This is a genomic window from Shewanella livingstonensis (genome assembly GCF_003855395.1).
GTDB lineage: Bacteria > Pseudomonadota > Gammaproteobacteria > Enterobacterales > Shewanellaceae > Shewanella > Shewanella livingstonensis.
The window spans coordinates 2,573,893-2,587,222 of record NZ_CP034015.1 but is presented as its reverse complement, the minus strand read 5'-3'; the positions used below and the strand labels follow the sequence as shown (position 1 = coordinate 2,587,222).

General features: G+C 40.2%; 9 protein-coding genes. 3 read left to right on the top strand and 6 right to left on the bottom strand.

What is annotated here, in order from left to right; all coding sequences use genetic code 11:
- Nucleotide 1: 1 nt before the first annotated feature.
- The 6 genes from EGC82_RS11090 to EGC82_RS11065 all read right to left on the bottom strand — a co-directional run bounded on the left by EGC82_RS11090 (nucleotide 2) and on the right by EGC82_RS11065 (nucleotide 9,236).
- A complete protein-coding gene (locus tag EGC82_RS11090; protein ID WP_124730820.1) occupies nucleotides 2-3,025 on the bottom strand; it encodes a TonB-dependent receptor in 3,024 nt (1,007 codons plus the stop codon).
- A gap of 294 nt (nucleotides 3,026-3,319) precedes the next feature.
- Nucleotides 3,320-4,387, bottom strand: a complete 1,068-nt coding sequence (locus EGC82_RS11085; protein ID WP_244212445.1) for a glycoside hydrolase family 43 protein — start codon at nucleotides 4,385-4,387, stop codon at nucleotides 3,320-3,322.
- Nucleotides 4,388-4,454: 67 nt separating this feature from the next.
- A complete protein-coding gene (locus tag EGC82_RS11080; protein ID WP_124730819.1) occupies nucleotides 4,455-5,792 on the bottom strand; it encodes a glycoside-pentoside-hexuronide (GPH):cation symporter in 1,338 nt (445 codons plus the stop codon).
- A gap of 155 nt (nucleotides 5,793-5,947) precedes the next feature.
- Entirely contained in the window at nucleotides 5,948-6,664 is a 717-nt protein-coding gene (locus tag EGC82_RS11075; RefSeq protein ID WP_244212444.1) for an NUDIX hydrolase, read from the bottom strand.
- Nucleotides 6,665-6,986: 322 nt separating this feature from the next.
- On the bottom strand, nucleotides 6,987-8,021 hold the full coding sequence (locus EGC82_RS11070; RefSeq protein WP_124730817.1) for a LacI family DNA-binding transcriptional regulator: 1,035 nt from the start codon (nucleotides 8,019-8,021) through the stop codon (nucleotides 6,987-6,989).
- A gap of 258 nt (nucleotides 8,022-8,279) precedes the next feature.
- Nucleotides 8,280-9,236 carry a Gfo/Idh/MocA family protein gene (locus tag EGC82_RS11065; RefSeq protein WP_124730816.1) on the bottom strand — a complete coding sequence of 319 codons (957 nt, stop codon included), beginning with the start codon at nucleotides 9,234-9,236 and terminating at the stop codon, nucleotides 8,280-8,282.
- Between the two features lie 208 nt (nucleotides 9,237-9,444).
- Between EGC82_RS11065 and xylB the strand changes: the two genes are divergently transcribed.
- From xylB to tal, 3 genes are read left to right on the top strand one after another with little or no spacing between them, the layout of a single operon-like run.
- Nucleotides 9,445-10,905: a xylulokinase gene (gene xylB / locus EGC82_RS11060; RefSeq protein ID WP_124730815.1), complete on the top strand. Its 1,461-nt coding sequence runs from the start codon at nucleotides 9,445-9,447 to the stop codon at nucleotides 10,903-10,905.
- Between the two features lie 58 nt (nucleotides 10,906-10,963).
- Entirely contained in the window at nucleotides 10,964-12,283 is a 1,320-nt protein-coding gene (gene xylA, locus EGC82_RS11055) for a xylose isomerase (RefSeq protein WP_124730814.1), read from the top strand.
- Between the two features lie 40 nt (nucleotides 12,284-12,323).
- Nucleotides 12,324-13,265, top strand: a complete 942-nt coding sequence (tal, locus tag EGC82_RS11050) for a transaldolase (protein WP_124730813.1) — start codon at nucleotides 12,324-12,326, stop codon at nucleotides 13,263-13,265.
- Nucleotides 13,266-13,330 lie beyond the last annotated feature (65 nt).

The window sequence follows — 13,330 nt, the reverse complement described above, 5'->3', positions numbered from 1 at the left end:
GTTAGAATGTGTAACGAACACCTACACCGTATCGAGCACCGGTTTGAGTGAGTTTATACACAAGCTGATTAGTACGGCCGAATTCTTTAACGTATTCTTCGGTAATGTTGATACCTTCAACAAATACGGTTAACCCTTCCACTTGTGGAATGTCATAACTGACATTGAAGTCAATTTGATAGTATTCGTCAGTATAAACAGGTGCGGTTAAGTCACCATTTACACGTCGTTCGTTTAAGAATGCATCACGCCAGTTATAAGCAACACGGGCTTGTAAACCATAATTATCATAAAATAGTACCAAGTTAGCCGTATCACTTAAGCCAACAAGTGCTTCTGTATCGTTAAGTGAGCTATTATCATATTTAAGATCAGAATTCACTAAAGTGTAGTTAGCAATACCACCAAATCCAGATTCGCCAAATAAATGCTGTACGTTAAACTCGAAGCCATCAATAGTATGTTCTTGATCACCATTGACAGGTACGTTTAGATTAAAGACCACAGCGTCATCTGTTGCAGGATCACCCACAATAGTACCACCATCTAATTCGCCAGCGGCGTCAAAGTTAGGTTGTACATTTGGATCATCTGCATAGTTTTCAAAGATATAATTTCTTATCTGTAAATTTGATGCATTAGCTCCAAGTGCAGCAACCGCGGCATTAAATTTATCCCCACTCAGCGGGTTAGAGAGGTTAAAGATGTTTGACTCTTTTGTACCTGTGCGGATCCAATTTGATACGTCTTTTCTGAAGTAGCCGACAGAAGCATAACTGCCCTCTGCATAGTACCATTCAGTCGAAAAGTCATAGTTAATCGACTCAAGCGGTTCAAGACCTGGGTTACCAGAATTACCTGAATAGCCACTTAAGCTACCGCCAGTATTAATAGATGTTCCACCCAATAAGTCATTGTAACTGGCGCGAGAAATCGTCTTGCTGGTAGCAGCACGCATCACGATATCATCTGTCACATTCAAATTGAAATTGAGGTTAGGCAAAAACACATCATAATCAGCACTTTGGCTTAAAGTTTCAATACCAGTAACACCTGTTACTGAGGTTGAAGTATCTTCTGTCCATTCAACGCGGCTGTAACCTGGTGCTGATGCCTGTGAAAACACATCCGTTTGCTCATAGCGTAAGCCAAAGTGAACACTAAACGGCATATCACCCAAATCACCTAAGTAGTTGACTTGGAAATAAGCTGCGGTCGTTTCTTCTTCAGTAAACCGGTTTGTGCCTTCATTCCAGTTGGTTGAAGCACAGAATTGACCTTCCCCATTAGGTCCTGCGGCTGCACCTGCGGCCGCTTTACAATCACCGTATAAACCATCTACGTTGGCAATTGGATCGGCAAATTCTGCTGCGTTAACAATTTCGTCAAAATCTGCGTAAAAAATACGATTAAATAGATCATAGTCAGCTTGAGTTGCTGTGCCGGCAAAATTACCCGCTGATGCATCAAACTTATCTAGAATAGTATCTTCAGTCCAGTTTACATCTGCAAAATCACCCGCTTCACCAACGCCGCCCCAATCAGGACGTTGAACTTGGGTATGTCTATAGTGGTTGTTAACATTATTCAGTGATACACCAAAATCGATATTGGTGTCTTCATTTAAAAAGTACTTACCTTTTACTTGAGTTTGATCAATTTCAGACGTGTACTGGTCATTGGCAAACCAGCTGCCCGATAAACGCATGGTCTGTGGATTAAAGTTTTCAATGTTACCCGTCGCAATACCGGGTAAATTACCGGTTAAATCTAAACCTGTACGGGTACGGGTATAAGACGGTAATTGAATGTTGTTACGTGTTCCATGACGGGGGTCCGTTGCTTTCATTTCTGCCACTGAACTGTGGTGATCAAGTTCTAGCGTTAAATCGTCACTCAATTCCCACTTCAGGTTTAAACCTATTGAATCTGTGATTTGCTCATTACCCCATGCACCCACGGTTAATGAAGTATCGGCCAGATCGGCAGGGCTATTGATATCGTAAATTTCAGAATAAATTAACGGCACCGCATTAGGGCCATCAGACCAAACAGATTCACTTCTGTCACCGGCATAGTTAAACCAAACTGACGCGTCGGTATGTTGTTCTTCAACTTTGTTTCTAAACGTTGTGTAGTCTACCGTTGCTGTAAAGTTATCGACTGGACGATATTGAAACGTTAACTGACCATTAATACGTTCACGCTGGCGTTCTTCGAACACATAACGTGGTTGTTGAGGGTTAGAATATATCCCGCTTGTAGGTCGATTAGTACCGCCTTCTGCACCAGCAGGTACACCACCCCAACCGCCATTACTGGCATCACTTGCGCGATAACCCTGGTCTGCTAAAAATTGTTGCATGCCACTTTCGCGTTCTTGATAGCTACCCGAGATAGCAATACCAATAGTATCGTCAGCAAATGTTTGTGAAAACAAACCACTCAGCTCGGGTGTTACACTGCCGTTTTGTGATGATTTATCATCAATGGCCTTACCGCCGAACGTCGCTTTTGTGCCTGGATGATCTAAAGGTTTAAGCGTACTTAAATCGATTGTTGCACCAATACCACCAGAGGTTATAGAGGCATCAGATGTTTTATATACCTTTACGCCAGTGACACTTTCAGAGGCAACATTAGCAAAATCAAAAGTACGGTCACCTGTTGTATTTGGTAATTGACGACCATTCAAAGTAATTAAATTATTGGCCGCACCGAAACCACGTACCGTTACACGACTGCCTTCACCACCAGAACGGTCAATGGAAACACCGGTAATACGTTGTAGTGATTCTGCAAGGTTAGTGTCAGGAAATTTACCGATATCTTCTGCTGAAATAGCATCAACAATACCGTCTGACTCACGCTTAAGATCCATCGCACGTTCTAAGCCACCACGAATACCGGTTACGCTAATCACTTCTACATCAGTGGTGTCAACGTCTGCTGCATAGCTCGATGTTGCTGCCATAGCACCAAGTGCGGCTAAAATCGAGGTTGTTATTATTTTCTTGTTGAACATCTTTCTTCCCCTATCCTTTATTATTGCCATATGGCAATGACTCTTTACTCGTTAAGCATTACCCCAGTAATGACATTAACGAGATTCCTTTCCCCAAAAGAGTACCAACAAAGACTGCAATCGATTTCCCCCCGGTCATTTCAACATAGTTAAATGTTAAACTTAATCGATTCTTTACTCTTCCTTAACAAAACTGGGTGTTATATCTATTCGACGTTAACAAAATTCATGTTGTTGTCAAAAAGACTAATACTTTTTGCGGTAAATTTTTTTAACTCTTACTCGCTGTTTATTTTATTCGTAAGCGGTAATTGTTGAAATTTTTCCATTTTCGTCGTGCACTAGCTCTGTTTTTTTCACACATCGTAAATGAGTTTGTCCTCCTGATAATGTTGAGTCATGGTAAAATAAACACCATTTACCTTGATGAAACACAATTGAGTGATGACTCGTCCATCCTAATACAGGATTCAAAATGACGCCTTGATAAGTAAAAGGCCCATATGGACTATCACCTATTGCATAAGCAATATTGTGGGTGTCACCAGTTGAATATGAAAAATAGTAACGGCCGTTATATTTATGCACCCAGGATGCTTCAAAGAAACGACGATCATTATCAGCAACCGTAATGGGCTTACCAGAACCATCTAAAATAACGATGTCACGTACTTCTTCTACAAATGACAACATATCGTCTGATAATTTGGCCATTTTTGCCGGTAAAGCTGGCTGATTATCGTCAGGGTAATGATCATTTAGACTAAATTGTCCTTGATGCCAATTTTGTAACTGGCCACCCCATAAACCGCCAAAGTATAAATAATAACTGCCGTCATCGTCCTCAAACACCGCGGGATCAATACTGAACGAATTAGCGATGTAATTTTCTTCGGCAACAAATGGGCCTACGGGTGAATCACTACTGGCAACACCTATTCTAAAAATGCCTTCTAGATCACGTGCTGGAAAGTAAAAATAATACTTACCTGCTTTGTGCGCAGCATCGGGAGCCCAAAGTTGTTTACTCGCCCACTTAATATCTTCAAGAGCTAACGCAACACCATGATCTGTGACTTCGTCGGTGTCATTGTCGATAGACAATACATGGTAATCGCACATTGCAAAGTGATCGCCCTGATCATTCATGCTGCTGTTATCGGTTTCTATGTCATGTGATGGATAAACATAAATCTTACCTTCAAACACATGCGCAGAAGGATCTGCAGTATATATGTTGGTTACAAGTGGCTTATTTTTTGCTACGTATGAATGCGCTTTTTTGAGATCATCTAATTGTTTACGCTCGGCATCACTTAATTCATCGACACTTTTTAGATGGTCCTTCATGGCTTGAGCCATACATTCTCCTATTGTTACAGTCAGTGGTAATGTCACTTTTATTATTTATTTGTCTGCTAGCACCTGATTAAGCGAGCTCAGCCTGGATTTGTTTTACTTTTAGTTCAGTCAATTTATAGCGAGACACCACAACGAGACTTAATAAGGTACACACCACAGGAATACCGGCGAACGCGAGTAAAATACCTGACAATGCATGCTCAGTTTGTTGCTCATTAGGGACGTAATCAAAGCCTGATAATATCCAACCTGCTAATGCGCCACCAATGGCAAACCCAAATTTAATCGCCAATAAATGGCCTGAAAAAGTAATCGCGGTTAGTCGCTTACCGATTTTTTTAACCCCATAGTCAACCGTGTCAGCCACCATTGAAAACATAATCGGCGTAATAATCATGTGGGCAAAGTTGGCAATAAAATAGACGGTAAAAATCAAACCAATTTGATCCACATCAATGACATAAAACAAGCTGTGCGAAATCACGACAACGACTAATGCGATGATAAAGAGATTTTTCTTTTCAAAGTATTTAGACAAAAAGTTAGTGGATATAGCACCTAATACTGAACCAATTGCCGCAAGGGTTAAAAAGTTAGACAATAATGACTCATCACCGACATAGTATTTAATGTAATGCGGCGCTACCGATGCCCTAATACCAATTAAAATTAAGGTCACTAAGCTAATAATGGCAATGACAAGCCATTGATCATTTTTAAATAAGCTAAAAAAATCGGTGAACAAACTGCGATAACTTTGCTTAGCTGGCATTGTTTGGGTTTCTTTGGTCATCTTAAAACACAACAAAAAACATGCTGCCGCTAAAGAACCCATAAATACCATTGCTAACGGATAACCGACTTGATCATTACCTTGACCAAAATAAGTCACCAATTTAGGTATTGCCCACACAATGATAACAAGAGCGCCCATGGCCATGGCAAAACGATAAGATTGTAGTGATGTACGCTCTTTTGGGTCGTTAACCATCACGGCACCTAACGCACCATAAGGAATATTAATGGCGGTGTAACAGGTCATTAAAACACCGTAAGTCACATAGGCATAAATAAGTTTCCCCGTGCTACCAAAATCAGGGGTGATAAACGCGATGCAGGCAAAAAATCCATAAGGTATTGCCAAAAATAGGATGTATGGACGGTAAGACCCCCAGCGAGTACGAGTTCTGTCAGCAATGCCGCCCATGACAGGATCAGTAAAACCGTCAAATAATCGTACCGCTAATAGCAAAGTCCCCGCTGCTGCTGCAGATAAACCATATACATCGGTATAAAAAATAAGCATGAAGTTGGCGACCATTTGAAAGACGATATTGCTGGCTGTGTCCCCAAGACCGTAGCCAAGCTTTTCTTTAATGGTCAGTTTATTATTAGTATTTTCCATTATCATTCCAATGAATTGTTATAGTCATAAACACTATATCAATTTAATATTTATGTAAATAGATTTGATGTAATTTTAATGGAATGTAAAAAAAGACAGCGAATGCTGTCTTTTAGTGGTGTGAATATGGGCATTATATTGTGAATTTAGGGGTATTAATATTCGAACGTAAAACCAAATTGAGTTAGTTTTTCATAAACATGCACATCAAATCGATACAATGATGCAGCTCTGTGAGCAACATTACGTTGCTTCTCATTACAGTCGATTAATAAATTCATCTTTAATATTTTTCGACGGAAATTGGGTTTGTCTAATGTCACACCAAGAATCGACTCATATAAATCTTGTAGTTGTAATAAGGTAAACTTTTCAGGCAACAAACTAAAGCCAATCGGTTCATGTCTGACTTTGTATTTTAAATGATTAAGGCAACTCGCCAAAATATTACCGTGGTCAAACATCAGTTTAGGCACTTGTGTTACATCAAACCATTCACACTCTATGGCATTGGGACCGTGCGATAAATTGGTTTCGTCAAAACGGACCAGGGAATAAAATGCGATAGTAATAATTCGTCTGGCTGGATAACGGTCAACGTCACCGAAGGCACCAAGTTGATCTAAATATAAGTTTTCAACCCCAGCAGTGTTTTTTACGACTCGAGATGCGGCAGTCTCAAGATTTTCGTCACTGCGAACCCAGTGACCGACTAAACCCCATTTATTGGTGGCTAAGCCTTTATTGTATTTCACCAGTAAGACTTTAAGTTTGTCTTCATGAAGGGTAAAAATAAGATTATCAACGGTTAAGTTACTAATACAATCAGCTGGGATGGTTTCTTCATCAATAACTTCGTTTATAAAATTCACAGGTAAGATCCACTTTAAGATAACGAGCTTGGTTGTACATAGTCACTTTGATGACTGCCGTTGAATAACGGTACGGCAATGAAAAAGTCATATTCAACAAATGTTGATAATCACTTTACTCACCAAAAACATAATTGTAAATGCATGAAACAAAATCAATTTATACAGTACATCACTAATGGATAATATAACAACAATGCTTATCATCGTTGCTACGCAGATGCGTTTTATCAAGCGGCACCACAAACGGATGTTTTAAGCGATTCATTGTGTGAATATTATCAATCAACAAACACTTCATCGTGGGAAGAAAAGTTTATTGTTAGATAATTGATTTACTTGACTCTCTTTGAATAATTTTAAATTCGAGAATATGACGCAACTGACTGTTTTTTAACCCTGAAAAGTATTTGTCTCTATTTGAAGTAAATAAGCTAACAGCTAGCGTTGCCATTTCATCAATAGGCTGTCTTACCGTGGTGATATTTGGCCACACGACCGTTGCAAGGGTTGTATCATCAAAGCCTACAACCGATAAATCATTGGGCACATTAATACCCTGGCTTTGTGCAATTGACATAACCGCGGCCGCCATATCGTCGTTAGCGGCAAAAATAGCACTGGGTTTATCGACTAGGGATAGCATTTTCTGCGCGGCGACCATACCTGACTGATAGGTAAAACATCCCTGCTCTATGTATTCTGGTGGAGTATTTATTTTGTTAGAACGCAGTGCATCCAAATAACCTTGGTAACGTAAACGACTCACACCTTGATTTGGATCGCCAATAATGTGGCCTATTTTGCTGTGGCCTTGTTTGATTAACGTTTCAGTTAAATCAAAGGCGGCTTGATAATCGTCCATACATATATAAGGCGAAATAGTTAACTGGCTGTCAGGTGCGACTCTGACAAAAGGGACATTAGCCGCAAGTAAACAATCAATAATTTCTTTTTGATCACATACCGGTGGCAATAGAATCATGCCATCCACTTTTGTTTCGTTAATTAACTCATTAACTGATTGAAGTGTTTTATCAATATTTTTATCTGCTTCATCTACCACTAAATGAAAGCCATTTGAACGGCAGCTTTTTAAGGCGCTTAATAAAAATTGGCTGACATAAGCATCACTAGGGTTGTCATACAACAAGCCTAAAAAGTATGATTTATTACTGGCCAATCTACGAGCCGACTCGTTAGGTTTATATTGTAATTGCGCGACAATGGCTAACACTTTACTGCGTGTTTTATCGCTTACTTTAGGGTCTTGGTTTAATACTCGCGATACGGTCATCATTGAGACACCCGCTTGTTGAGCAACATCCTGTATTCGGGCTTTTTTAACTTCGACCATTATTTACCTACTCATAAAAACAACAAAGCGATATAAAATTAAGCATTTACAACTGTCTGTTAAAGACTGCACTTCAAATAATATCATTATTTGAAGTGGCAAATACAAATGAATCACTGTGAAATTATCGTTATATACACATAACTGAACAATGAAGTTATTGTGCCGACCACAAACAGCACGTTTTAGTCGGCAGGTTCAGTTTATTTCTGTTTAATTCAAGCGCACGATCAAAATACGCTAAGCATTAAGACTGGGTTAAATAAAGGCTTTCACCCTGGCTAATTGGGATTGAAACAACACACTGTGCTTATGGCTCACTACCCGACTCTCTATTTCATCTTGCTGGATCAGGCGACAAGCTTCATCAGCTTCAAAGTGATAACCCATAGATTGTCTGTTATCAGTAAAGCTATCGACCAGCTCATCAAGCTGATACATATGGCATTCAGAGGCTCTAAATGCATCAGGAATAACGATGTAACCTTTATCACCAATTAAATAGGCATTGTTACTTAATCGACATTGAAACGATGTGGCTAAACTGACCATCACATCATCACTTTTACAAATAATAATGACATCATCTTCAACGCCGGTTTCACACACATGCGCTTGTACGTATAGATTATTGATGTCTGACTTTAAAAAGTAATCCGCTATGGCCAAGGGATAAATACCCATGTCTAATAAACAGCCTCCAGCAAGTTGCGGATTGTACTCTCTTCCATTTGCCACAAAGGGAACAGGATAGCCAAAATCGACTTTGACATGTTTAAGCTGTCCTATTCGTCCATCGTCTAACCATATTTTTGCCTGCTGCATTGCCGGTAAAAAATAAGTCCACATTGCCTCCATTAATAACAGACCTTTGCTTTTGGCTAGTGTGGTTAATATATGGCATTCGTCAACGGTTACCGTCATTGGTTTTTCACACAATACGTGTTTACCCGCCATTAGCGCATCATGGACTTGTTGAAAATGAAAGTTATGTGGCGTAGCAATGTACACAATATCAACATCAGGGTCGTCAAATAGCGTTTGGTATCCCTGATAAGCTTTGTCTACATTGTATTGTTCAGCAAACTTGTCTGCATCTGCTTGCTTTCTTGCTGCAACAGCATACAAGTTGCTGTTCGCTGAAAAGACTAAGTCCTGACAAAATAGCGCGGCTATTCTCCCTGCGCTAACAATCCCCCAATTTAACTTGGTCATTTTCACATCCTTTTTTAGATTATTTAAGTTGGTTTTAGCAAAACCAACATGACAATGCACACAATAACAGGCTAACAACTTGTTAATAAAGCTACCTTCGGCTAACAAAAAACTAAAACTTATGACATAAAATACACTTGATAGATTTTAAATCCAGTGCTAATGTTAGCGCTAACAAAAATAACACGATTTAACATTGGATTGAATTATGTATCTTGGCATCGACTTAGGAACCTCTTGTGTAAAGGTCATTATTTTAGATAATAATGATCAATTACTCGCACAAGCCAGCTCAGCACTGACTGTATCGCGTCTGCACCCTCAATGGTCTGAGCAAGACCCTAAAGATTGGTGGCAAGCAACCTGTTTAGCAATGGCCGAACTTAAAACAACTAATCCAGACTTACTGAAAAAAGTTAAGTCTATTGGTTTATCAGGCCAAATGCATGGTGCAACCTTACTTGACAGTAATAACCTCGTTATTCGCCCTGCCATTTTATGGAACGACGGCCGCAGTGAGCCGCAGTGCAAAGTATTGGAAGCAAAAGAGCCTAATTCACGACACATTACCGGCAATGTTGCGATGCCAGGTTTTACCGCACCTAAAGTGTTGTGGGTAAAAGAGCATGAGCCTGAAAATTTTGCAAAAATAGCTAAGGTTTTATTACCAAAAGATTATTTACGCTTACAAATGACCGGTGATTTTGCCTCAGACATGTCAGATTCTGCTGGCACGCTTTGGTTAGATGTTGAAAAGCGTTGCTGGTCTGAGGCAATGCTTAAGGCAACCTCATTAACTATTGACCATATGCCTACCTTATATGAAGGCACTGATATCACCGGAACCTTAAGCGCCGACATAGCCGATTTGTGGGGCATGGATAAAGTCCCTGTGGTTGCAGGCGCTGGAGACAACGCTGCTGGAGCCATTGGTATTGGTGTAATAAAGCCTAATCAAGCCTTCTTATCTCTGGGCACCTCTGGCGTGTATTTTGTCGCGAATGAGCAATATTTACCGAATCCAGATAATGCAGTACATACCTTTTGTCATTGTTTAAGCAATACCTGGCACCAAATGTCTGTCGTGCTCAGTGCTGCAAGTTGCTTAACCTGGGTGACCAAGCTGACCGGCTATGACAATGAAGCAGCATTACTGGATCAAGTCGCAAAATGTGATTTTAGCCAACCCTGCTCAGTGTTGTTTTTACCTTACCTTTCTGGTGAACGTACGCCACATAATAACCCTAATGCAAAAGGTGTGTTCTTTGGATTAGATCACAATACCACAGCAGCCACGCTGGGCCGCGCTGTGTTAGAAGGTGTCGCTTTTGCCTTTGCCGATGGTCAACAAGTGTTACTTGATGCTGGCGCGCAAATAGATGAAATCACCGTGATTGGTGGTGGATCAAGAAGCCGATTATGGGGCGATATCTTAGCCAGTGTATTAAACCGCCCACTTTCTTATCGTGAAGGCGGTGAAGTCGGCCCTGCATTTGGTGCTGCTAGATTAGCCAGAATAGCGATAGAACAAGCACCAGCAGAATCAATTTGTACTAATGGCAAACTGAAGCATGTGGTATTGCCCAATCCAGAGATGCAAACCTACTACACCAAACAATACCAACAATTTAAAAGCTTGTACCAAGCAACTAAACATTTGTTTTTATAAAGAACCCCCCAAAAAAAAGTAATAGAGTCTTAATTTACATAAAAAATACGGAGTCATCATGAGCGAACAATTTTTCCCAAATATAGAAAAAATTAAATACGAAGGCGAAAACAGTAAAAATCCTTTCGCATTTCGTTACTACGACGAAAACCGCGTCGTAATGGGTAAAACCATGAAAGAACATTTACGTTTTGCCGCGTGTTACTGGCATAACTTTTGTTCAACAGGTTTTGATATATTTGGTGAAGGCACATTCGACCGCCCTTGGTTACAGCCAGTTGGTGATCAACTGGCTTTAGCTGAACAAAAAGCCAAGGTTGCATTCGAGTTTTTTGAAAAACTGGGTGTACCTTACTTTTGTTTTCACGATACCGATATCGCGCCAGAAGGCAAAACACTTAAAGAAAGCCATGCAAATGTTAATCACATTGCAGACATTCTTGAAAAAGAAATGCAACGCACTGGCGTTAAATTGTTATGGGGCACGGCTAACTTGTTCTCTAACAAGCGTTTTTGTGCCGGTGGTGCCACTAACCCAAATCCTGAAGTATTTGCTTACGGTGCAGCGCAAGTAAAGCATGCAATGGAAGTGACTAATCGTTTAGGCGGTCAAAATTACGTGTTATGGGGTGGCCGTGAAGGTTATGATTCACTGCTTAATACCGATTTAAAACAAGAAAGTGAGCAATATGCCCGCTTCTTAAAAATGGTTGTTGAACATAAGCATAAAATTGGTTTTAAAGGCACATTATTAATCGAGCCAAAACCACAAGAGCCGACAAAACATCAGTACGACTATGACACAGCAACTGTGGCAGGTTTCTTACACAAGCACGGCTTAGAGAACGAAATCAAAGTAAACATTGAAGCGAACCATGCCACTTTAGCCGGTCATAGTTTTCATCATGAAGTCGCCGTTGCCTGTGCTGAAGGCATTATGGGCAGCATTGATGCCAACCGTGGCGACATGCAAAATGGTTGGGACACAGACCAATATCCAAACGATGTCGCTGAATGTACTTTAGTGATGTACGAAATTTTAAAAGCAGGTGGTTTTACCACTGGCGGTTTAAACTTCGACACTAAGCTTCGTCGTCAGTCATGCGAACGTGAGGATCTGTTCCACGGTCATATTGGTGGTATGGACACTATGGCTAAATCATTATTGAACGCGGCTCAACTTATTGAAGAAGCGCCATTATCTTCATTTGTTGAACAACGTTATGCTGGTTGGAAGCAAGGTTTAGGTAAAGACATTTTTGATGGCCAACACAGTTTAGAAAGTTTATCTAAACTGGTGCTCGAGAAAAATATTAATCCGACGTCAGTATCAGGTCGTCAGGAACTACTCGAAAATGTGGTTAACCGCTATATTTAAGGACTTATCCCCCATCTAATAAATGGGGGATTTTTTTAACATGAATATGTTGGAACAATTAAAACGCATCACAACCGTTGTTGCTGATAGCGGAGACATTGAAGCGATTAAACTTCATAAACCCATAGATGCTACCACCAATCCGTCGTTAATTTTACAAGCAGCAAAATTACCGCAATACCAATACCTTATAGCTAAATCTATTTCACAAGGTAACGATGATATTGATGATATTTGCGATCATCTAACGGTAAATTTTGGTTGTGAAATCCTCAAATGTATCCCAGGGCGTATATCAAGTGAAATTGATGCTCGTTTATCGTTTGATACTCAGGCCAGTATCGAAAAAGCGCAAAAGATCATCGCACTTTATGCCGCCAATGACATTGATAAAAGTCGCGTATTAGTCAAGCTTGCGGCAACCTGGCAAGGGATAAAAGCGGCTGAAGAGCTTGAGAAACAAGGTATTCATTGTAACCTCACGTTACTCTTTTCAATGGCGCAGGCTGTTGCATGTGCAGAAGCAAACGTCACGTTAATATCCCCCTTTGTCGGCAGAATTTTAGATTGGCACGTCAACAAAACGGGACAACAATATCAAGCTTGTGATGACCCTGGGGTTGTCTCTGTTAAAGCCATTTATCACTATTACAAACAGTATGATTATAAAACAGAAATTATGGCGGCTAGTTTCAGAAACATAGGCGAAATCATTGAATTAGCAGGATGTGATTTATTGACCATATCCCCTAGTTTACTGACTCAACTGCAAGAGACTCAAGGTCAACTTGAGCACAAGTTAAATGCAGCTGTTGTTAACAAACGTGATGTCAAAACAGTCATACCACTCACATTTGAACGCTATTTATGGCTATTAAATGAAGATGCGATGGCTAGCGACAAGTTATCTGAAGGCATTCGTAACTTTGCCAAAGATCAGACTATTCTAGTCGAGATGATAGAACAAATGTGCAAAGGCTAAGTAATACCAATCCGCATTAATAAGTGAACACTCAGAATGCGTCCAGTGGTTTTTGATTAAAGCGT

Coding starts and splice junctions, on each gene's coding strand:
- EGC82_RS11080 (WP_124730819.1), bottom strand. CDS start 5,792: ATGGAAAATACTAATAATAAACTGACCATTAAAGAAAAGCTTGGCTAC.
- EGC82_RS11070 (WP_124730817.1), bottom strand. CDS start 8,021: ATGGTCGAAGTTAAAAAAGCCCGAATACAGGATGTTGCTCAACAAGCG.
- EGC82_RS11065 (WP_124730816.1), bottom strand. CDS start 9,236: ATGACCAAGTTAAATTGGGGGATTGTTAGCGCAGGGAGAATAGCCGCG.
- tal (WP_124730813.1), top strand. CDS start 12,324: ATGAATATGTTGGAACAATTAAAACGCATCACAACCGTTGTTGCTGAT.
- EGC82_RS11090 (WP_124730820.1), bottom strand. CDS start 3,025: ATGTTCAACAAGAAAATAATAACAACCTCGATTTTAGCCGCACTTGGT.
- xylB (WP_124730815.1), top strand. CDS start 9,445: ATGTATCTTGGCATCGACTTAGGAACCTCTTGTGTAAAGGTCATTATT.
- xylA (WP_124730814.1), top strand. CDS start 10,964: ATGAGCGAACAATTTTTCCCAAATATAGAAAAAATTAAATACGAAGGC.
- EGC82_RS11085 (WP_244212445.1), bottom strand. CDS start 4,387: ATGGCTCAAGCCATGAAGGACCATCTAAAAAGTGTCGATGAATTAAGT.